This is a genomic window from Micromonospora sp. HB375, assembly GCF_017872985.1.
Lineage (GTDB): Bacteria > Actinomycetota > Actinomycetes > Mycobacteriales > Micromonosporaceae > Micromonospora > Micromonospora chalcea.
Genome location: NZ_JAGGJO010000001.1, coordinates 2,314,479 through 2,332,522 on the forward strand (window position 1 = coordinate 2,314,479; position 18,044 = coordinate 2,332,522).

The 18,044-nt window shown below is 72.4% G+C and carries 17 protein-coding genes and 1 pseudogene; 10 read left to right on the plus strand and 8 right to left on the minus strand.

The window, feature by feature from the left end; genetic code table 11:
- Positions 1-2: 2 nt before the first annotated feature.
- Positions 3-332 carry a hypothetical protein gene (locus J3R08_RS10800; protein ID WP_043325161.1) on the minus strand — a complete coding sequence of 110 codons (330 nt, stop codon included), beginning with the start codon at positions 330-332 and terminating at the stop codon, positions 3-5.
- Positions 329-742: a YbaB/EbfC family nucleoid-associated protein gene (locus tag J3R08_RS10805; RefSeq protein ID WP_043325160.1), complete on the minus strand. Its 414-nt coding sequence runs from the start codon at positions 740-742 to the stop codon at positions 329-331. Before J3R08_RS10805 ends, J3R08_RS10800 begins: the two co-directional genes overlap by 4 nt.
- 147 nt (positions 743-889) lie before the next feature.
- Between J3R08_RS10805 and J3R08_RS10810 the strand changes: the two genes are divergently transcribed.
- Complete coding sequence (locus J3R08_RS10810; RefSeq protein ID WP_209961005.1) at positions 890-1,834, plus strand: FAD-dependent oxidoreductase; 945 nt, start codon at positions 890-892, stop codon at positions 1,832-1,834.
- A 54-nt stretch (positions 1,835-1,888) separates the two neighbouring features.
- Entirely contained in the window at positions 1,889-2,428 is a 540-nt protein-coding gene (locus tag J3R08_RS10815) for a hypothetical protein (protein ID WP_209961007.1), read from the plus strand.
- 9 nt (positions 2,429-2,437) lie between these two features.
- Here the strand turns inward: J3R08_RS10815 and J3R08_RS10820 are convergent, their stop codons facing one another.
- Positions 2,438-2,668, minus strand: coding sequence for a hypothetical protein (locus J3R08_RS10820; RefSeq protein ID WP_209961009.1), 231 nt, complete (start codon positions 2,666-2,668; stop codon positions 2,438-2,440).
- Positions 2,669-2,786: 118 nt separating this feature from the next.
- On the opposite strand from J3R08_RS10820, the gene J3R08_RS10825 reads away from it, so the two are divergent.
- The gene (locus J3R08_RS10825; protein ID WP_043325157.1) at positions 2,787-2,975 is read left to right on the plus strand and encodes a hypothetical protein; all 189 of its coding nucleotides are present in this window, start codon (positions 2,787-2,789) and stop codon (positions 2,973-2,975) included.
- 9 nt (positions 2,976-2,984) lie between these two features.
- On the opposite strand, the gene J3R08_RS10830 is transcribed toward J3R08_RS10825, so the two are convergent.
- Positions 2,985-3,689 (minus strand): hypothetical protein, encoded by a 705-nt coding sequence (locus J3R08_RS10830; RefSeq protein WP_209961010.1) that lies wholly within the window; start codon positions 3,687-3,689, stop codon positions 2,985-2,987.
- A 179-nt stretch (positions 3,690-3,868) separates the two neighbouring features.
- On the opposite strand from J3R08_RS10830, the gene J3R08_RS10835 reads away from it, so the two are divergent.
- The 3 genes from J3R08_RS10835 to surE are packed head-to-tail and all read left to right on the plus strand — an operon-like array spanning position 3,869 to position 5,885.
- On the plus strand, positions 3,869-4,081 hold the full coding sequence (locus tag J3R08_RS10835; protein WP_043325155.1) for a hypothetical protein: 213 nt from the start codon (positions 3,869-3,871) through the stop codon (positions 4,079-4,081).
- A gap of 42 nt (positions 4,082-4,123) precedes the next feature.
- Positions 4,124-5,065: a 1-phosphofructokinase family hexose kinase gene (locus J3R08_RS10840; protein WP_245254718.1), complete on the plus strand. Its 942-nt coding sequence runs from the start codon at positions 4,124-4,126 to the stop codon at positions 5,063-5,065.
- Positions 5,055-5,885 carry a 5'/3'-nucleotidase SurE gene (surE, locus tag J3R08_RS10845; protein ID WP_069090042.1) on the plus strand — a complete coding sequence of 277 codons (831 nt, stop codon included), beginning with the start codon at positions 5,055-5,057 and terminating at the stop codon, positions 5,883-5,885. The genes J3R08_RS10840 and surE overlap by 11 nt, the downstream gene beginning before the upstream one ends.
- Before the next feature lie 48 nt (positions 5,886-5,933).
- Here surE and J3R08_RS10850 read toward each other — a convergent pair whose 3' ends face one another.
- Both J3R08_RS10850 and J3R08_RS10855 read right to left on the minus strand, forming a co-directional pair.
- On the minus strand, positions 5,934-6,161 hold the full coding sequence (locus J3R08_RS10850; RefSeq protein ID WP_043330397.1) for a hypothetical protein: 228 nt from the start codon (positions 6,159-6,161) through the stop codon (positions 5,934-5,936).
- 66 nt (positions 6,162-6,227) lie between these two features.
- A complete protein-coding gene (locus tag J3R08_RS10855) occupies positions 6,228-7,055 on the minus strand; it encodes an alpha/beta fold hydrolase (protein WP_187693329.1) in 828 nt (275 codons plus the stop codon).
- 95 nt (positions 7,056-7,150) lie between these two features.
- Here J3R08_RS10855 and J3R08_RS10860 point away from each other — a divergent pair, with 95 nt between their 5' ends.
- Positions 7,151-8,185 carry a sigma-70 family RNA polymerase sigma factor gene (locus J3R08_RS10860; RefSeq protein WP_043325152.1) on the plus strand — a complete coding sequence of 345 codons (1,035 nt, stop codon included), beginning with the start codon at positions 7,151-7,153 and terminating at the stop codon, positions 8,183-8,185.
- Between the two features lie 30 nt (positions 8,186-8,215).
- Here J3R08_RS10860 and J3R08_RS32005 read toward each other — a convergent pair.
- Positions 8,216-8,449, minus strand: a pseudogene (locus J3R08_RS32005) (hypothetical protein); the annotation flags it as partial.
- A 220-nt stretch (positions 8,450-8,669) separates the two neighbouring features.
- On the opposite strand from J3R08_RS32005, the gene J3R08_RS10865 reads away from it, so the two are divergent.
- Positions 8,670-9,188 carry a winged helix-turn-helix domain-containing protein gene (locus J3R08_RS10865; protein WP_064447537.1) on the plus strand — a complete coding sequence of 173 codons (519 nt, stop codon included), beginning with the start codon at positions 8,670-8,672 and terminating at the stop codon, positions 9,186-9,188.
- A gap of 194 nt (positions 9,189-9,382) precedes the next feature.
- On the opposite strand, the gene J3R08_RS10870 is transcribed toward J3R08_RS10865, so the two are convergent.
- On the minus strand, positions 9,383-13,783 hold the full coding sequence (locus J3R08_RS10870) for a S8 family serine peptidase (protein WP_209961013.1): 4,401 nt from the start codon (positions 13,781-13,783) through the stop codon (positions 9,383-9,385).
- 261 nt (positions 13,784-14,044) lie between these two features.
- Here J3R08_RS10870 and J3R08_RS10875 point away from each other — a divergent pair, with 261 nt between their 5' ends.
- Together J3R08_RS10875 and J3R08_RS10880 are read left to right on the plus strand one after the other, a co-directional pair.
- Complete coding sequence (locus tag J3R08_RS10875; RefSeq protein WP_064447446.1) at positions 14,045-14,599, plus strand: winged helix-turn-helix domain-containing protein; 555 nt, start codon at positions 14,045-14,047, stop codon at positions 14,597-14,599.
- Positions 14,600-14,808: 209 nt separating this feature from the next.
- Positions 14,809-18,039, plus strand: coding sequence for an Ig-like domain-containing protein (locus tag J3R08_RS10880; RefSeq protein WP_209961015.1), 3,231 nt, complete (start codon positions 14,809-14,811; stop codon positions 18,037-18,039).
- Positions 18,040-18,044: the final 5 nt, after the last annotated feature.

Consider the following 18,044-nt stretch of genomic DNA (forward strand, 5'->3'; position numbering starts at 1 on the left):
GCTCAGCCCAGCCCGCCGGCCAGCGAACGCATGGCGCCCGCGCCGTCCTCGTCGACCCGCTCGTACGAGTCGGCCATCCCGGCGATGTCGGCGCCGGCTGCGGTGAACTCGTCGGCGGCCATGCCGACGCAGTCGAAGATGTAGTTCGCCACCTCGGTGTAGGCGATGCCGATGAGCGACCCGATGTCGTCGGCGCCCCACGGCTCGCCGTAGCCCTGCATCCGTGCCTCGAACGCCTCCAGCTCGCCGGTGAACCGCTTGGCCGCGTCGGTGACGCCCCGCCCGGCGGCCCGGATCAGCGGCGGGTGCACCTCGAAGCCGCCGCCGCTCATCGCTGCCCGCCGCGTGCCATCCGCTCCTGCGCCTCGGTCAGCGCATCGAGGAACGACCCGAGGCGGGGAACGGCGGTGTCCCGTACCTCCTGCAACTGCTCCCGCAACTGCGACATGTCCGCGACCTGCGGATTCTCGCCGGTACGCAGCCCGTCGATCGCCGCGTTCACCGCGCTGACGATGTGCGCGGTCAGCTCCTCGGAGCCGAGCCGCATCAGCCGCGGCTCGACGTGCAGCGCGTGGAGCTTGCCGTCGCGTCCCATCTCGGCGCGGACCTGCCCGTCGGCGGCCTCGCCGACCGCCGGTGTCTCCGGCTCGTCCGCCGGCGGCGGACCCACCGTCCGAAGTGCCGCCATCGTCGCGTCGAGCATGCGGGTGAAGTCGCCGCTCATCGAAGGATCCGCACTCATGAGACCTCCCCAAGGCCAAACGCCACGAGCGTAACCGAGACGGACAAAGCGATTTGTCCCGTGCGCCGCCCGATCCGTCTTGGACACCGGGCGTCCGGGCGGCCACCATCGGCAGGAACACACGGGTACGGGCGACGGGAGCGGAACATGACCGAGGCGGACGTGGTGGTGGTCGGCGGCGGGGTCGTCGGGCTGACGACAGCGCTCACGCTCCAGCGGCGGGGTGCCCGGGTCACCGTGCTGACCGCCCACGACCCGGCCGACACGGTGTCCACCGTGGCCGCCGCCGTCTGGTACCCGAGCCACACCGACGAGGACCCACGGGTGCTGCGCTGGGCCCGGGACACCCACGCCGAGCTGCGCCGCCAGGCGGCCGACGGCGTGCCGGGGGTGGTCGACCGGCCCACCCGGATGTGGTTGCGCCACCGCTACGCCGGGCCGCCCTGGTGGGCCGATGCCTGCGGCGACCTGACGGCCGAGCCGGCGGAGCCGCCGTACACCGCGCTGCTGCGGTTCACCGCCCCGTCGGTGGAGATGACCCCGTACCTCAGCTGGCTGCGGGAGCGCCTGGAGTCGGGCGGCGGCCGGGTCGTCCGCCGTGCGCTGGGCACGCTCGCCGAGGCGTACGAGGTCGCGCCGGTCGTGGTGAACGCGACCGGCCTGGCCGCCGGGCGGCTCGCCGCCGACCCGGCCGCGTACCCGGCGCGCGGGCACGTCGTGCTGGTGGCGAACCCCGGCCTGACCGTCTCGGTACGCGACGAGGGCGACCCGGCCGGCATCACGTACGTGCATCCGCGCCGCCACGACGTGGTGCTCGGCGGCACCTACGAGGCGGGGGTGTGGCACACCCGCCCCGACCCGGAGGAGGCGGCGGCGATCCGCCGCCGGTGCGTGGCGCTGGTGCCGCAACTCGCGGACGCGCCGGTGCTGGGGGAGCGGATCGGGCTGCGGCCGGCCCGGCACGGCGGCCCCCGGGTCGAGATCGACCCGGCGGACGGGCGGCTGGTGCACGCGTACGGCCACGGCGGCGCCGGGGTGACGCTGTCCTGGGGCTGCGCGGCCGAGGTCGCCGATCTCGCCCTGAGTGTCTGACCGCGCGGTGCGGGCGGCCCCCCGCCGGAGCGCGCGGGCGGTAGCCTCGGCCCGGTGTCCGCCCGCCGCGCCGCACTGTCCGCCCTCGTCGCCCTGATCGCCGTCCACATCGGCTGCACGCTGGTCGCGCTCGCGGCCTACCGCCACCGGATCGGCGTGGTGACCCACGACGGCGCCAGTTTCCCGATGGAGCTGCTCGACGCCGTGGTGCCCCTCCGCGACCTGCTGCCCGCCGTGCTCTGGCTGCTGCCGGTCACGCTGCTCGTCACGTTCGCGGCCCTCGGCTGCTGGGCCGCCCGGCGGACCGTCAGTCCCGGCGACGAGCGGCTACCGAGGGCGGCCTGGACCGCCGGCATCGCCGCGGTGCTGCTCAACCCGCTCGCGGCCGTGCGCTACGCGTCGGCCACCGCGAACGGCGGCGAGTACATGCGTACGGTGCAGGTGGAGACCACCCTCCTGGTGCTGGCCGCTGCCGTGGCCACCACGATGAGCGCGCTCGCCGTCGCCGGGTTCGTGCGGCGCTCTGAGACAGCGAGGTCGCCGTCGCGGATGCGGGTGGACGACTGGTCAGCGGGCCCGGCGGGACGAGAGTGACCTGTCCGCTCAGGTGTGCCTCGTCCACGCGACGAACCGCTGGAACAGTTCGTCGGGACGTGGGCCCGGATCGGGGTTGAGTCTCAGCAGGTCGGCGGCGGCGTCGAACAGGCATGTCGCCATGTAGATCGACAGCGCCACCCGGTCCCGCCGGTATTCCAGCAGCAACAACAGGCGCGCGGGCTGGCACGGCCACGGGCCGGCGCAGACCCGGCAGAGCCACAGCGGCCGGATCGCCACGTGCGGCCGGATCGTTCTGGGCGGGCGGCCCGGCGGCGAGGATGTCGGCAGACCCCATACGGTGACCGAGGCGTTGACCCGAGTCAAGGAGCCAGGTCAACTGTCTAGCGTCCGGCGTATGGAGCTGGTGGGCGCAGCCGAGATTCGCGTGATGCTGGGCGGCATCAGCAAGCAGCGGGTCTACGTGATCACCAGTAACCGCAACTTCCCGGAGCCGGTGGCCGACCTCGTGCAGGGCAAGGTCTGGTTGAAGTCGGACGTCCAGGAGTGGATCAAGGAGCACCGGCCGGAGCTGGCCGCCGATTGAGCGTCCGGCTCACCGCTCCAGAACGGTGAGCCATTCGGCTGCGCGAGGCCGGTATCCGTGCAGCTCGAAGAGCCCGCGCACGATCGCCGGCACGTGCCCGGCGCCGTACACGACCGCCACGTCGATGCGCTCGGAGGACCGGGTACGGATCAGCTCGGACAACGCGGCGAGCAGCCGCTCGTCGCGTTCGCCGCCGAACGCGCGCTCGGCGTGCTCGGTGAACTCGTGGTCGGCGTACCGCTCGTCGGTGGCCGACGGCAGGTCGTTCACCTCGATCTCCGGTGAGAGCAGACGTCGGGTGCCGCCGAAGAACTGCATCACCGTCACGAACGGGATCACCAGCCACATCTGGAGGCGGTACCGCAGCGGCATCGCCCGCCAGCCCTCGGTGAACTCCGCCGCCGACACGTCCGGGTTGAGCACCTCGACGCCGAGAGACGCGTACGGAATGGGGTCCGTCACCAGGCCGGAGCGCCGGTTGGCCGGCATGGCCCGGTAGGTGAGTGTCAACGCCGAGCCGACCACCGACCGGCCGCTGACGCCCTCGACGACGAGCAGGTCGCATTCGCGGAGCCGCTTCGTGACCGCTGCGTAGAACGCCGGGCTCGCCACGTGGAGCATCGGGAACACCAGGAACTCCGACCGGCTGCCGGGCCGGCGTAGCCGGAGCACGGCCGAGCGGGTGCCGATGACGCTGTGTTCGATGATCTGCATGCCTGCCCCCCGTGGCTCGGCTGCTCTTGTCGGCAGGGTAGGGCGGCCGGGCAAAGGGTCCCGTGCGCGCGGCGGCGCGGACCGGTCAGGAATCGAGAAGCCCTGGGCGGGCGCCCCGACCTAGCGTTTCCGGCACGGGCCTCCCCGCCGGGGAGGCCACCGCCGGGAGGTAGGCATCAATGGATACGCGCATCCGCCAACTGCACCGCTGGCTCTCTGTCGCCTTCACCGTGACCGTCGTGATCACCTTCGTGGCGCTGGCGCAGAAGGACCCGATCGTGTGGGTCTCCTACGTGCCGCTGCTGCCGCTCGCCCTGCTCCTGATCAGCGGCCTCTACCTGTTCGCGCTGCCGTACCTGCGGCGTCGCCGCGCCGTCGCGCGCCCGCGCTGACCTGGGGGATTACCGGGGCCGGTCAGCGGGCAACACTGGCGGATGGATCAGAAGGTGATGGTGTTCGCCCCGGCCCCGCTGTTGACGGTGACGATCGAGCAGCAGGGCGAAGCGACCGAGCTGCATCTGCACCCGGGCGGGCAGGGCGTGTGGCAGAGCCGGATGATCGCCGCGCTCGGCGTGCCGGTGACCATGTGCGTGGGCCTCGGCGGCGAGGTCGGCGACGCGGTCCGCAAGCTGCTCGACGACGAGGACGTCACGGTACGGATGGTGCGGCGCGAGTCCGGCACCGGCTGGTACGTGCACGACCGGCGGGACGGCGAGCGGACCGAGATCGCCGAGAACCCGGGCGTGCCGATGGTGCGGCACGACATCGACGAGCTGTACACGGTGACGCTCACCGAAGGGCTGCGTGCCCCGGTGAGCGTGCTCAGCGGACCGGCCGACCCGGGTGTGGTGGACCCGGACATCTACCGGCGGCTCGCCGCCGACCTGAGCGCAAACGGCGGAACCGTGGTGGCCGACCTGTCCGGGCCGTACCTGGAGGCGGTGCTCGACGGCGGGGTGAGCGTGCTGAAGGTCAGCCACGAGGAACTGCTCGACGACGGCCTGGCCAAGGACGACAGCGTGGAGGCGCTGCGCGACGCCGGCCGGCGCTGCCAGGATCGGGGCGCGCGGACGGTGCTGATCAGCCGGGCCGGGGAGCCCGCGCTGGCGCTGCCGGAGGACGGCGAGGCGCTGCTGGTGCACGCCCCGCCGCTGGAGCTGGCCGACCACCGGGGCGCCGGTGACTCGATGACCGCCGGGGTGGCGGCGGTGCTGGCCCGGGGCGGCGACATGCGGGAGGCGCTGCACGTCGGCGCCGCCGCGGGCGCGCTCAACGTGACCCGGCACGGGCTGGGCACCGGCCGGGCCGAGGCGGTACGGGAACTGGCCGGCCGGGTGCGGCTGACCCCGCTAGACGGTGGCGACGATGACGGCTGACCGGCCACCCCGGGTGCTGGTGACGAACGACGACGGCGTGCACGCCCCCGGCATCCGCGCGCTGGCCCGGGCCGCGTACGAACGTGGGTTGGACGTGGTGGTCGCCGCGCCGCGGCACGAGGCGAGCGGGATGAGCGCGGCGCTGTCCGCGGTGACCGAGGACGGGCGGCTGGTGTTCGGCGAGACGGAGCTGGACGGCCTGCCCGACGTGCCCGCGTACGCGGTGGCGGCCTCACCCGCGTACATCGCGGTGCTGGCCGGGCTCGGCGTGTTCGGGCCGGTGCCGGACCTGCTGCTGTCCGGCATCAACCGGGGCGCCAACGCCGGCCACGCGGTCCTGCACTCCGGCACCGTCGGCGCGGCTCTGACCGCGGGCAACAACGGCATCCGCGCGCTGGCCGTGTCGCTCGACGTGCTCACCCCGGCGGCGGCGAGCGCGGGCAGCGGTGGCGCGGCGATAGCGGTGCTGGACAGCGTGGACGACGAGTCCCGCCACTGGGCGACCGCCGCCGAGCTGGCCGCGACGCTGCTGCCCTGGCTGGCCGAGGCGGACCCGGGCACGGTGCTCAACCTCAACGTGCCCGACCTGCCGGCCGATCAGGTGGCCGGGCTGCGGCAGGCGACACTCGCGCCGTTCGGTCAGGTGCAGGTGTCCGTCGCCGAGCGTGGCGAGGGGTTCGTGCGTACGGCGGTGGAGGAGAACGCGGTCCGCGCGGTCCCCGGCACCGACATCGCCTGGCTGGCCGACGGGTACGCCGCCGTCACCGCGATCCGGGCGCTCGGGCACCTGCCCGACGTCGAACTGCCGGTCGACCGGTGAGGGACGGCTCCGCCCCGCCACCTCGTGCGGGCGGCGGGGCGGAGAGCGTCACTCGCCGGCGGCGCGCCGCCGGTCGGCCTCGGCGTCGGCGGCGCCCACCGGGGTGCCGTCGCTGTCGCGGTCGGCCCCGGACAGGTCCACGTCGGCGCCGGCCCGGGCGGCGTCGGCAGCCGCGTCGTCGGCGCCGACGACCTCACCGCCGCCGGTCTGTCCGTCGTCGGGGACCAGTTGCCCGGCGGTGGCCAGCCCGATCGGTGCGTACCTGGGGTCGGTCATCTCGTCCTCCTCACCGGTGTTCCTCCGGAAGCGGTACCCCGGTACGGGACGCGGCACACGCGCGGGTCAGCGGTCCCGGTCGAGGAAGTCCAGGGTGACCGCGGCGAACAGCGGCGACTGGTCGATGTCGTAGTGGGTCAGGCCGGGCAGGATCGCCAGCGCGTGCCCGCCCGCCGGGCGGCCCTCGCCGGTCCAGCCGCCGTCGCGCCGGCCGCCGTCGAGCAGCTCGAACACCTCCACGAAGTGGCTCGGCGGGGCCATGTCGGCGTCGGCGGCGACCACGAGCGTCGGCACCCGCAGGGCACGCACCTGGTCGGCGAGGTCGAAGTCCTTCCGCATCGCCTCGCCGATCTTGTCGAGCAGTCGGGGGAAGTCCTCCGGACGCGGCGCGACCCGCTGGTACAGCTCGTACATCGGGGTGTCCTTCAGGTACTCGGCCGCCGCGCCGTTGACCTGGCCCTGCTGCGCCAGCATGTCCGGGTAGACGGCGTCGCGGCGGATGTGCGCGGACGCGGCGACCAGCCGGCCGATCTTCTCCGGGTGCCGGAAACCGACGTGCAGGGCGACGCCGCCGCCGAGGGAGAAGCCGACCACGTCCGGCCGGTCCAGCCCGAGGTGGTCGATCAGCGCGGCGACGTCGTCGGCCATCAACGCCATGTCGAGCGGCCGGTCCACGTCGGCGGTGCGGCCGTGCCCCTGCAGGTCCACCACGACGACCTGGTGTTTCGCGGTGAGCACGGGCAGGATCGGCGCGAACATCTCGCCCGAGGTGAGGCCGCCGTGCAGCAGGATCATCGGCCGTCCGCTGCCGTGTGTCTCGTGGTAGAGGCGTACGCCGTTGACGTCGGCGTACCGCCCGGGGGCGTGGGTCTCGTCGCGCTGCGTGGTGGTCATCGGTGCTCCTCGGATGTGCTGACCTGACCACCGGTGGACCGGGCGAACGGGGCGTACTCATCGCCGCGCGCCCGGGGTACTCGCGTTCATGCAGCATGTGGGCTAGTTTCAGCCGGGTGAGCGAGGTGGCGAGCGTTCCCGTCGAGGCACAACTAGAGGCGTACCGGTCGGAGCTGACCGGCTACTGCTACCGGATGCTGGGTTCGGCCTTCGAAGCCGAGGACGCGGTGCAGGACACCTTCGTCCGGGCCTGGCGCAACTTCGACAAGTTCGAGGGGCGGTCCGCGCTGCGGACCTGGCTCTACCGGATCGCCACGAACGTCTGCCTCAGCATGGCCACCAGCGCGCAGCGCCGGGTCCGGCCGATGGACCTCGGCCCGGCGGGCGTCGGCACGGCCACCCATCCCGGCGAGCCGCGCCCGGAGCAGATCTGGGTCGGCCCGGCGCCCGACGACCGGGTGCTGCCCGAGGTCGCCGACCCGGCCGAGGTGGTCGCCGGCCGCGAGTCGGTGCGGCTGGCGTTCGTCGCGGCGTTGCAGCACCTGCCGCCGAAGCAGCGGGCCGTGCTGATCCTGCGCGAGGTGCTCGCCTGGTCCGCCCAGGAGGTCGCCGATCTGCTGGACACGTCGGTGGCGAGCGTCAACAGCGCGCTGCAGCGGGCGCGGGCCACGATCGCCTCGGCCGACACCGAGGCCGACGCGCGCCGTCCGCTCGACGAGGAGCAGCAGGCGCTGCTCGCCCGCTACGTGCGCGCGTTCGAGGCGTACGACCTGACGGCGCTGACCGCGCTGCTGCACGAGGACGCGACGCTGTCGATGCCGCCGCTGCCGCTGTGGCTGCGCGGCCCCGCGCACATCGCGGACTGGATGGCCGGCACCGGCAGCGGCTGCCGCGGGTCCCGGCTGGTGCCGACGGCCGCCAACGGAATGCCCGCGTTCGGGCACTACCGGCGTGACCCCGACGGCTCAGGACATGTGCCGTGGGCGCTGATCGTCATCGGCGTCTCCGGCGGCCGGATCACGTCGCTCAACAACTTCCTCGACGTCGACCGCCTGTTCCCGCTGTTCGGGCTGCCCGACCGGCTGGAGGAGGGCGCCGGCCAGCCCGAGCAGGCCGGCCAGCTCGCGTAGGTCGTCGCCCGCCCCGCGTACCTCCAGCCCCCAGCCGAAGCGGCGCGCGGTCAGGCGCAGCCGCGCCAGCACCTCGACCGTGACCAGGTCGGGCGCGGCGACAGCGGACACGTCGCACACCACCACGCCCCGGTCTCGGCCGCGCAGCGCCTCGGCCAGTTCGGCGCAGCGGGCGGCGATGTCCGCGCGGGTCGGCGTCCCGCCGGCCAGGGAGAGCATGTGCGTGATCACACGCATTGGACCGGCGTACGTCCCGGCTCTCATCGGTACGCGCGTGCCGAACCGCGTGCAGTTACATCGACGTTAACTGCTATACCAATCATCGGTGCTCGGCTATATGATCCCGGTAGTTCACCCCGAAGCCTCACGAAACCGCAGCTCCCCGCACCCCTCGGGTCGAACTCCGCAAGCCAGGTGCCCCCGCATCGTCGTGCCTGGCGATCACCCGGCGTTGCGGTTCAACCTGCCGGAAAGGTGGGAACGGATGACAGGGATGCCGTCCTTGGTCATCGGCGTCGCGTCCTCGTCGGCCGAGCGACGGCAGCTTGCTCAGTTGCTCGGCGGCACCGAGGCGTTCCTGATCGTCTCCAGCGTCCACCAGGCCCGCCGCTTCCTCGACCTGGTCCGTCGTCCGTCCGGCCCGCCGCCGTCCCGGCCGCAACCCGCCGGTGAGTCGCCCGCTCCGTCGTCCGGCGCGTCCTCCGTCCCGTCGTCCGGGCTGGAGCTGGGTGTCGACTCCGACCGGCGGGTGCTGCGCTGGCGGGAGCGCGAGGTCGGGTTGACGCCGCTGGAGCACGACCTGCTGGTCTGCCTGGCCGGCACGCCCGGTCAGGTGTGGACGTACGCCCGGCTGCACCGCGCGGTCTGGGGCAACGACCACCTGGGGCGGGGCTCGGACATGCACTCGGTGGTACGCCGCATCCGGCGCAAGCTCGCCCGCCTCAACGTCCCCGCCACCATCCACGCCGTCCGAGGCGTCGGCTTCCGCCTGACCCCACCCTGACCCCGCCCTCCCCCACCCTGCCCGCGCCCCGCCCGTGGCTCGCGCCGCTGATCTTGCACTTGCGGCCCCTCGGGTGGGGCTTTTGTGCGCCTTGCCCGGGCGGTAAGTGCAAGATCGCGGGGGAGAGGGGGGGTGGCGTGGGGCGGCCCGCCCGGTGCGGGGCACCGGGCGGGCCGACTCATGTGTGTTTCGGGTCAGCAGCGGGTGGGGGAGAGGGTGAAGTCCTCCACCGTGGGCGTGCTGCTGTTGATCTTCGTTTGGCGCGTCTGGGGCTTCCAGCCGTCCTTCGCGACGATCAACGTGAGCGGGTTGTTGCGCCGGTCCATCCAGTAGGCGTACCGGCCCTGGGCGTCGGTGGTGAAGGTGTAGGAGTTCGCCCAGGAGTCGACCTGCACGGTCACGCCCGCCAGCGGCGCCGTCGCGCCCTGGCAGCTCTTGCCGGAGACCGTGCCGGACAGCTTGCCCCAGGTGTTCGGCGGCTGCGCGATCATGGTCACCGCCACCGGCTCCACGGTGTACGGGGTGTCCTCCTTGATCGCCACCGACGCCGAGTACGTGCCCGGCTGGTCGACGTTCGCCGTCATCGTGAGGGTGACGGTGACCTTCTCACCGGGCGCCAGCGTGACCTTCGACTTGTCGACGGTCAGCCAGCTCACGTCGGCGGCGGCCTCCGAGCACTCGGAGAAGCCGGGCAGGACCTCGCTGTCCTTGGTGGCCGTGAAGCTGCCCGACGAGCCGCCGATCTTGTAGAACCCGCAGGCCGCGCCGCCCCGGTAACGGGGGGTGTTGGCGTTGGGCAGGTTCGCCCACGAGTTGGTCGCCGGGTCGAAGGCGAAGCCGGCGTTGGTGATGGCGCCGCCCTGCGACCCGCCGACGACCAGCAGCTTGCCGTTCGCCACCGCGTACGAGGAGGCCCAGCTGTCGGCCGGCGCGTCCGGGATGGCGGTCCAGGCGTTCGCGGACGGGTCGAAGGCGTACCCGGCCTTCTGCGACGTGGTGCCGTCGTTGCCGCCGGTGCAGTAGACGGTGCCGTCGATCCCGCCGCAGGACAGGAACGCCACCGACTTCGGGTACGCGGGCAGCGTCTCCCAGGCGTCCGCACCCGGGTCGTAGCGGACCACCGAGTTGGACATCGGCGTGCAGCTCGCGGTGGTGCAGCCGCCGATCGCGTACAACTTGCCGTCCGCGACCGCCTGGCCAGCCGCCGAGCGCGGCGCCGGGTTGTCGGCCTTGCGGGTCCAGGTGTTCGCCGCCGGGTCGTACGAGAAGGTGGCGGCGTCCGGTCCGGCGGCACCCCAGCCACCGGTGGCGACGATCTTCCCGTCGAGCACGCCGACCGTCATGGCGTTACGCGCGCCGGGCAGGTCGGCGATGCCGGTCCACGCCTGGGCGATCGGGTCGTACCGGTAGTTCTTGGCGCTCGACGTGGTGCCGTCGCCACCGGCGATGGAGTAGACCTTGCCGTCGACGCTGACGACCCGGTTGTCCATCACGTTCGACGGGTAGCCCGGGATGGTGGTCCACGGGTCCGCCTGCGGGGCCGCCGCCGCGCCGATCGCGGTGGACGACTTGCCGGACGAGCGGGCCGCGAACGACGTCGCGGCGGTCAGCCGCTGGACCGGCGCGCCGGTCGAGCCGAGCAGCGCCTGCTGGGACAACTGGGAACCGTCGGCCCGTTGCAGCACGAACCCGCCGTCGCGTTCGCTGAACTCGGCGTTGACCGGCGCCCCGCCGGTGTTGGTCACGGTGAACGTCTTGCTGACCTTCCCGCTGGGCATCCGGACCGTGCCGGTGATCGAGGCCGGCTTCACCGACAGCCGGCCGGCGGCGAGCTGGAAGTTGGCCGCGGTAGCCCAGTCCTCCTCGACCGTGACCTGCTTGGTCTGGCTCACGTAGTTGCCCGCGCCGGCGGTGAACGGGTGCTTGCCGGTCAGCGACGAGAACATCCAGTAGAAGCCGTCGGGCAGTTCGGTGTCGTCAGGCGTGGCCACCGTGGTGGCCTTCTCCGCCGGGCGGTCCTTGCTGGTCACCGTGGCGCCGTTGACGTAGCTGTTGTCGTTCTTGTCGCGGACGTGGCCGAGCACCAGGCCGCCCTTGACCGGCTTGCAGACGAGCGTGCTGCCGATGAGGACGTTGTCGACCTGCCACCACCATTCCCAGCTGGCCTCGTAGTAGTGGAAGCGCACCCGCACCTGCGACTGACCGGCCGCCTGCGGGATCGGCACCTCGGTCACCCGCGGGCCGCGCACGTCGGCGGCCTGCCGGAGCACGTTGCTCCACGTGGTGCCGCCGTCGAGGCTCAGGTCGACGTCCGCGCGGTCGCTGTTGAGCCAGTTGTAGTCCTGGTTGAACCGGATCACCGGCGTGGTCACGCCGGTGAGGTCGACGACCGGGCTGACCAGCGAGGTGTCCTGCTGCCCGCCGCTGCCGTAGTTGTCGCTGTCGATGATGGCGAAGTTGCCGCTGCCGCCGGTCAGGTTGCCGCGCTCACCGGCGTCGGTGAACTCCCAGACCTGGCCGGTGCCGGCGTTGTCCACCACGGTCCAGCCGTCCGGCACGCCGGTGCCGTCGAACGTCTCGTACTCGCCGTCGGAGCTGACGGTGTAGCCGGGGGCGGTGGTGCACGCCTCCGGGTTCGCCTGCACCGCGATGTTGGCGACGGCGTTGCCCGAGCCGACGGTGACCTCCTTGGTGGTGGTCAGGTAGCCGGCGTACTGCGGCTCGACAGTGAGCCGGTAGGTCGCCCCGGACGGCAGCGACAGGCTGTAGCGGCCGGTGGTGGGCGTGGTGTAGTCGGAGATCGGCGTGCCCTCGACGCTCACCTTCGCGTACAGCGGCCAGCCGTGCCCGGACCCGTCGGTGACCTGCCCGCTGACCGTCACGCTCGGCACCGCGGTGAGCGCGACGTCAAGCGTGGTGGTCGTGTTCGCGGTGACGGTCGCGGACAGCGTGCGCGTGGCGTACCCGAAGGTGGAGACGACGACCTGGTAGTCGCCGGCCGGCAGCAGCGAGGAGTACGTGCCGTCGGCGCCGGTGGTCAGCGTGCGGTCCGCCGCGCCGGACAGCGTGACGGTGGCGCCGGCGATGCCCGCGCCGGTGGCGGCGTCGGTGACCTTGCCGGCCAGCGTGCCGTTGTCCCCGATCGGGGCGGCGGCGAGCAGCGCGAGCGCGTCCAGCCGGCCCTCGCCGTAGACGTTGTTGTCGTCGGTGGTGCCGCCGCACTGGGTGTCACCCTTGTCGATCGCCGCGTCGTCGAGCAGCGCGCGGGTCGCCGGGACGTCGCCGACCAGGGTGGGCGCCGCCGACCAGAGCAGCGCGATCGCGCCGGCCAGGTGCGGCGCCGCCATCGAGGTGCCGCTGATGCTGGCGTACGAGTTGGTCGGCACGCTGGAGCGCACGTTGACGCCGGGCGCCGAGATGTTCGGCTTGATCTCGCCGTTCTGCCCGGTGCCCCGGGACGAGAAGCTGGCGATGTTGTTGTTGACGTCGTACGCGCCGGCCGAGTAGTTGCTGGCCAGGCTGCCCGGCGAGCCGCTGGTCTGGCAGGACGGGCCGTTGTTGCCGTTGGACCAGACGCCGAAGATGCCGGACGCGGTCCAGGCGTTCGTGACGTCCTCCATGAACGGCTCGTTCGACGGCGTCCTGGTGCCCCACGAGTTGTTGATGATGTTCGGCCGCTTGCTGGCGTCCGGGTTCTGCCCGTTGAGGTCGGTGGGCTCCAGCATCCACTGGCCGGAGGAGACCAGCGCGGCGTCGGACGGGCAGCACCCGTTCGCGGCGATCCACTTGACCTCGGGGGCGACACCGATCTGGTTGGCCCCGTCGGCGCCGGCCATGGTGCCCATGGTGTGCGTGCCGTGGCCGTCGGAGTCGCACGGGGCGGTGGCGCACTCGTCGGCCGCGTCGAACCAGTTGTAGTTGTGGTCGAAGGTGCCGTCACCGTTGTTGCCGCGGTACGAGTTCACCAGCGCCGGGTGGTCGAACTGGACGCCGCTGTCGATGCTGGCCACCGTGATGCCGGCGCCCTTGACGCCGTACTGGGACCAGACGTCGTCGGCGTTGATGTTGGCGATGCCCCACTCCAGCGCGTTCGCCGACTTCTCGTCGGTGCCCGGGGTGGTCTCGGGGAGCTTGTACTCGATCGGCGCGTACAGGCCGTCCACCTCGGAGTGGGCGGCGAAATTCTGCGCCATGGTCAGCGAGCCGTCGGTGACCTTGATGGCGTTGGTGGCCCAGAAGCTCTGGTACTTCGTGCCCGAGCGGTCCAGCTCGGCGCGGATCTTGGCCTGGCTCTCCGCGGCGGTCTTCTTCAGCGCCGCCGCGACGGCGGCGCCGCGCTCGTTCCAGTCCTTGATCGCGGCGGCCTTGCCCAGGTCCGCCTTGCCCGAGAAGTGGATCCAGAAGTCGCCCTCGCTCTTGCCCTCCAGCTGCCGGGTGAGTTCGGGGCGGATCTTGTCGCCGGCCGACGCGCCGGTAGCCGTGCCGGCCTGTGCTCCAGTGCCGGTGGCGGCCAGCGCGGTCGCGGCGAGCACCAGGGCGGCGCCCGCGCTCACCAGCCGCCGGGCCGGGCCCCATCTGTGTGGACGTCTCAGCATCGGTGCTGCCTCCTGTTCCGATGACCCGCTGATGATCGAGCCATGGCAGAAGGGCCAGGAGACGCGCTCTCCCGACTGGTCGCACCGGTATTACCAGAACCCCCCAGGCCCCCTAGGTGTCCGTGCGGGTCTACGCCGGTCACCTGAATGGACACTATGATCGACATGAGGGAACGATCAATGACCGTACGTGAGCAACATGTCACCAACAGGCCCCCGGACCGGATGGCTTGTTGACAGTTTTTGTCACGGTGGGGCGCGGTGACGACTGACGGCACGAACGCGGCGAACTCCGGCACCGAGCCGCCGGAGCGGCCCTTCTCGCTCGTCATCGGCGTGACGTCGTCCCCGGCCGAACGGCTGCGGCTGACCGAGCTGCTCGACGGCGTCGCGCCACTGTTGATGGTCGCCGATCTGGACGAGCTGCGCGAGTTGATCACAGCGGACGCGCCGGACCCGGCCGGCGCGCCGGGTCCGCCCGTACCCGAGCCGAAGCCCGCGCCGGACGGCGCGCTGGTGATCGACGCAGCGCGCTCCACCGCCCGGTGGGGCGACCGCGAGACCGCCCTGACCCGGCTGGAGCGCGACCTGCTGACCTGCCTGACCGCCGAGCCGGTACGGGTGTGGAGCTACGCCGAGCTGCACCGGGCGGTCTGGCGCGACGCGCCGACGCACGGCCGGGCCGACGTGCAGTCCCTGGTGAAGCGGTTGCGACGCAAGCTCGACGAGCTGGGCACCGGCGTCACCATCGCGGCGGTACGCGGTGTCGGCCTGCGGCTCACCGACCACCGCCACCCCCGGGTGCGGGGCGACTGAACGCCGCGGCGGCCGGACGGCGGCACGGGTGACCCGATCGGAGGAGCGGGCCTGCCGGTGTGGCCGGAATTGATGGCGACCGGTCGATTACCGGTGCGGCACGTATCGCGAAATGTCTTTGCCTCCTACGGTGGCGTCCGGCACGCGGACGGAGGGACCCGGGAATCACCCGAGGGGGGCCGTCCCGGCGGACAGGGAGAGTCATCTCGATGCGAGTTTGGAGTCGCGCGGTGGCGGTCATCGCCGCCGGCGCGGTCGTGGTGGTGGGCGTACCGGCGCTCGCCGGCACCGTCGTCGTGCGGGACGCCGGCGCGGCCGGCCGGACCGGCGCCCAGGCGACCGGGAGCAGCGCCGCGCTCGGCGCCGCGCGTACCACCGCCACCCGGGCGCTGGTCACCCCCGGGGACACCCGGCTGATGCCGACCACGCCCCGCACCGACACGCCGCGGATCACCAACGGCGAGATCACCGACATCGAGGTGATCGGCAACCGGGTCTTCATCGCCGGCACGTTCACCTCGATCGCGAACGTCGGCGGGTCCGCGATCGCGCAGAAGTCCCTGGCGTCGTACAACCTGGACACCGGCAAGGTGGACACCGCGTTCAAGCCGGTCATCGACGGGGCGGTCGCCGCGGTGGAGGCGTCACCGGACGGCTCGTCGCTCTACATCGCCGGCACGTTCAACACGATCAACGGCGTCACCAAGCGCAAGATCGCCCGGCTGAACCCGACCACCGGCGCGCCGATCGCCGCGTTCACCGCCACCGCCAACGCGCGGGCCACCGCGCTCGCGGTGAGCGGCAACGCGGTCTACGTCGGCGGTCAGTTCGCGACCGTCAACGGGGTCAGCCGCAGCGGCCTGGCCGCCCTCAACCCCACCACGGGCGCCGTCGACACCGGCTTCAACCTGCCGCTCACCGGCGGCATCGGCGTCGGCGGCATGCTCACCGTGCAGCAGCTCAAGCTCACCCACGACCGCAGCAAGCTGCTCGTCGTGCACACCGGCCGCCAGATCGCCGGCCAGGACCGCTACGGCGTGGCCCTGATCGGTACGGCCAGCAAGGCGCTGCTGCCCTGGCGTACCCGGCTGTGGGAGGACAACCTCTCCTTCGTCGGCGGCATCCAGCGCGTCTTCGCCGGTGACATCGCGCCGGACGACTCGTACTTCGTGGTCACCAGCGGCTCCGGCGGCGACCGGCCGCCGATCAACGACACCGCCATCGCGTACCCGCTGACCGGGAACGACCACGTCGAGCCGCTCTGGATCTCCCGGCACTTCGACAGCATCTACTCGGTCGCGATCACCGACACCGCCGTCTACGTCGGCGGGCACTTCAGCTGGCAGGAGTCGCCCACGTCGAACGTGCCGTGGCCCGGCCTGGACAACGTCGGCTACGGCACCGGCCAGGGACTCAGCGGCTACGGCCTCGGCGACCAGGTGGTCCGCCGCGACCACCTCGGCGCGCTGGACCCGCTCACCGGCACCGCGCTGGAGTGGAACCCCGGCTCCAACTCGTACGAGGGCGAGAAGGCGATGCTCGCCACCTCGCGCGGCCTGCTCGTCGGCGGTGACGGCAACGTCAAGGGCGGCAAGACCACCGGCCGGGTGGCCTTCTTCGACCTCTCCAAGGAACCCGCGCCCGCGCCGCTGGACACCACAGTCACCACGCCGATCGAGGGCGCGGTGAAGCCGGCCGGCGAGGAGTTCACCATCAGCGGCCAGGCGCTCGCCCCCGCCGGAGTGGCCCGCGTCCAGCTGGAGATCCAGGACCGCAACAGTGGCAAGTACCTCCAGGCCGACATGACCACCTGGGGCGCGTTCAAGGCGATCAACACGACGCTCGCCGCGCCGAACGCCACCTCCACCACGTGGAGCCTGCCGGTGACGCTGCCGGCCGGCGTCTACCAGTTGCAGGCCAAGACGTTCGACCGCAACGGTGCCGGCGACACCACAAAGGCGGTCAAGAAGATCGAGACGTTCCGCTTCGACGACCTGCCGCCGTCGACCCGGATCAGCTCACCGTCGGCCGGCCTGCTCGCCACGCAGACGTTCGTGGCCTCCGGCACCGCCACCGACGACAAGGGTGTCAACTCGCTGATCTACTCGTTCCGCACGCCGGACAACAGGTACCTGCAGGACGACGGCACCGTCGCCGCCGTCTACAACACGTTCCGCGGCGAGCCGGACGTGATCGGCGCGACGTCCACCACCTGGCAGTACGAGGTCACGCTGCCCACCGAGGGGCAGTGGAAGATGACCGCCACCGCCGTCGACACCACCGGGCAGAGCGACCTGCGCGGCGACACCCGCGACTGGACCGTCTCCGCCAACGGCGTACCGCCGACCGTGGCGATCACCTCGCCGGTGGCGATGACCCCGCCGGGCAACCCGGCGCCGCTCACCGTCGCGCCCGGCGGCACGATCACGTTCGCCGGTACGGCGAACGACGACGACGCGCTCAAGTCGGTGGAGATCTACCTGCGCAACAACACCACCCGCGAGGCGCTGGCCAGCGACGGCACGTGGGGCGCCGACTCGGTCGCCGGCTACCATCGGATCTCCCCGGCCAACCTCGACGCCGCGACGTTCGACTGGTCGTTCACCACCGTGCCGCTGACCCCGGGCGTCTACGACTTCCGGGTACGCGCCACCGACAAGCTCGGCCTGACCACCTCCAGCAACAACATGGGCCGGCTCACCGTCACCGCTCAGGTGCCCGGCGACGCCTTCCCCAACGGGTTGCTCAGCTTCACCGGCACCAACCAGGACATCGACCAGCTGCACCTGGACCTGGCCGGCACCGCCACCGACGACAAGGGGGTACGGGCGGTCCGGATCGCGCTGCGCGACCTGGACACCGGCCGGTACGTGCAGCCAAACGGCACCATGGCCGCCGCGTTCGCCACTGTCGACGCGACGCTCGCCTCGCCCGGCGCGACCAGCACCGCGTTCACGCTCTCGATCGACCTGCCCACCCGGGGCACGTACAGCGTCGAGGCGTGGGCCGTGGACACCGCCGGCCAGCAGGACAACTCGACAAGCGGCGCGACCGCCCGCTACCTGGTCTACCCGGGTGACACCGACCCGACGCTGGAGCCGAGCATCACGCCGGTCGAGGGACAGGCGTACACCGGCGGCCGGATCGTGATCACCGGCCGGGCCGTGGACGACGGCGGGATGCAGAAGGTCGAGGTGCAGATCGGCAACAGCGCCGGGCAGGGCATGAACTCGGCCGGCACGTTCGGCCGGGCGGGCGCGCCGAGCAGTTGGCCGTGGATCGCCACGTTCCTCACCAGCCCGGGCTCGCCGGGGTCGAACTTCGCGTACACGTCGCCGGTGATCCCGGCCGGCACGTACACGGTGACGATCCGCGGTATGGACAACCGGGGGCAGTACCAGCAGCCGCCTCGTACCGTCACGGTGACCGTCACCGACTGACCGGA

Bases quoted from the DNA above. Each gene is read 5' to 3' on its own strand.
- J3R08_RS10800 (WP_043325161.1), bottom strand. From the start codon at position 332: ATGAGCGGCGGCGGCTTCGAGGTGCACCCGCCGCTGATCCGGGCCGCC.
- J3R08_RS10805 (WP_043325160.1), bottom strand. From the start codon at position 742: ATGAGTGCGGATCCTTCGATGAGCGGCGACTTCACCCGCATGCTCGAC.
- J3R08_RS10810 (WP_209961005.1), top strand. From the start codon at position 890: ATGACCGAGGCGGACGTGGTGGTGGTCGGCGGCGGGGTCGTCGGGCTG.
- J3R08_RS10825 (WP_043325157.1), top strand. From the start codon at position 2,787: ATGGAGCTGGTGGGCGCAGCCGAGATTCGCGTGATGCTGGGCGGCATC.
- J3R08_RS10830 (WP_209961010.1), bottom strand. From the start codon at position 3,689: ATGCAGATCATCGAACACAGCGTCATCGGCACCCGCTCGGCCGTGCTC.
- J3R08_RS10835 (WP_043325155.1), top strand. From the start codon at position 3,869: ATGGATACGCGCATCCGCCAACTGCACCGCTGGCTCTCTGTCGCCTTC.
- J3R08_RS10840 (WP_245254718.1), top strand. From the start codon at position 4,124: ATGGATCAGAAGGTGATGGTGTTCGCCCCGGCCCCGCTGTTGACGGTG.
- surE (WP_069090042.1), top strand. From the start codon at position 5,055: ATGACGGCTGACCGGCCACCCCGGGTGCTGGTGACGAACGACGACGGC.
- J3R08_RS10850 (WP_043330397.1), bottom strand. From the start codon at position 6,161: ATGACCGACCCCAGGTACGCACCGATCGGGCTGGCCACCGCCGGGCAA.
- J3R08_RS10855 (WP_187693329.1), bottom strand. From the start codon at position 7,055: ATGACCACCACGCAGCGCGACGAGACCCACGCCCCCGGGCGGTACGCC.
- J3R08_RS10860 (WP_043325152.1), top strand. From the start codon at position 7,151: ATGTGGGCTAGTTTCAGCCGGGTGAGCGAGGTGGCGAGCGTTCCCGTC.
- J3R08_RS10865 (WP_064447537.1), top strand. From the start codon at position 8,670: ATGACAGGGATGCCGTCCTTGGTCATCGGCGTCGCGTCCTCGTCGGCC.
- J3R08_RS10870 (WP_209961013.1), bottom strand. From the start codon at position 13,783: ATGCTGAGACGTCCACACAGATGGGGCCCGGCCCGGCGGCTGGTGAGC.
- J3R08_RS10880 (WP_209961015.1), top strand. From the start codon at position 14,809: ATGCGAGTTTGGAGTCGCGCGGTGGCGGTCATCGCCGCCGGCGCGGTC.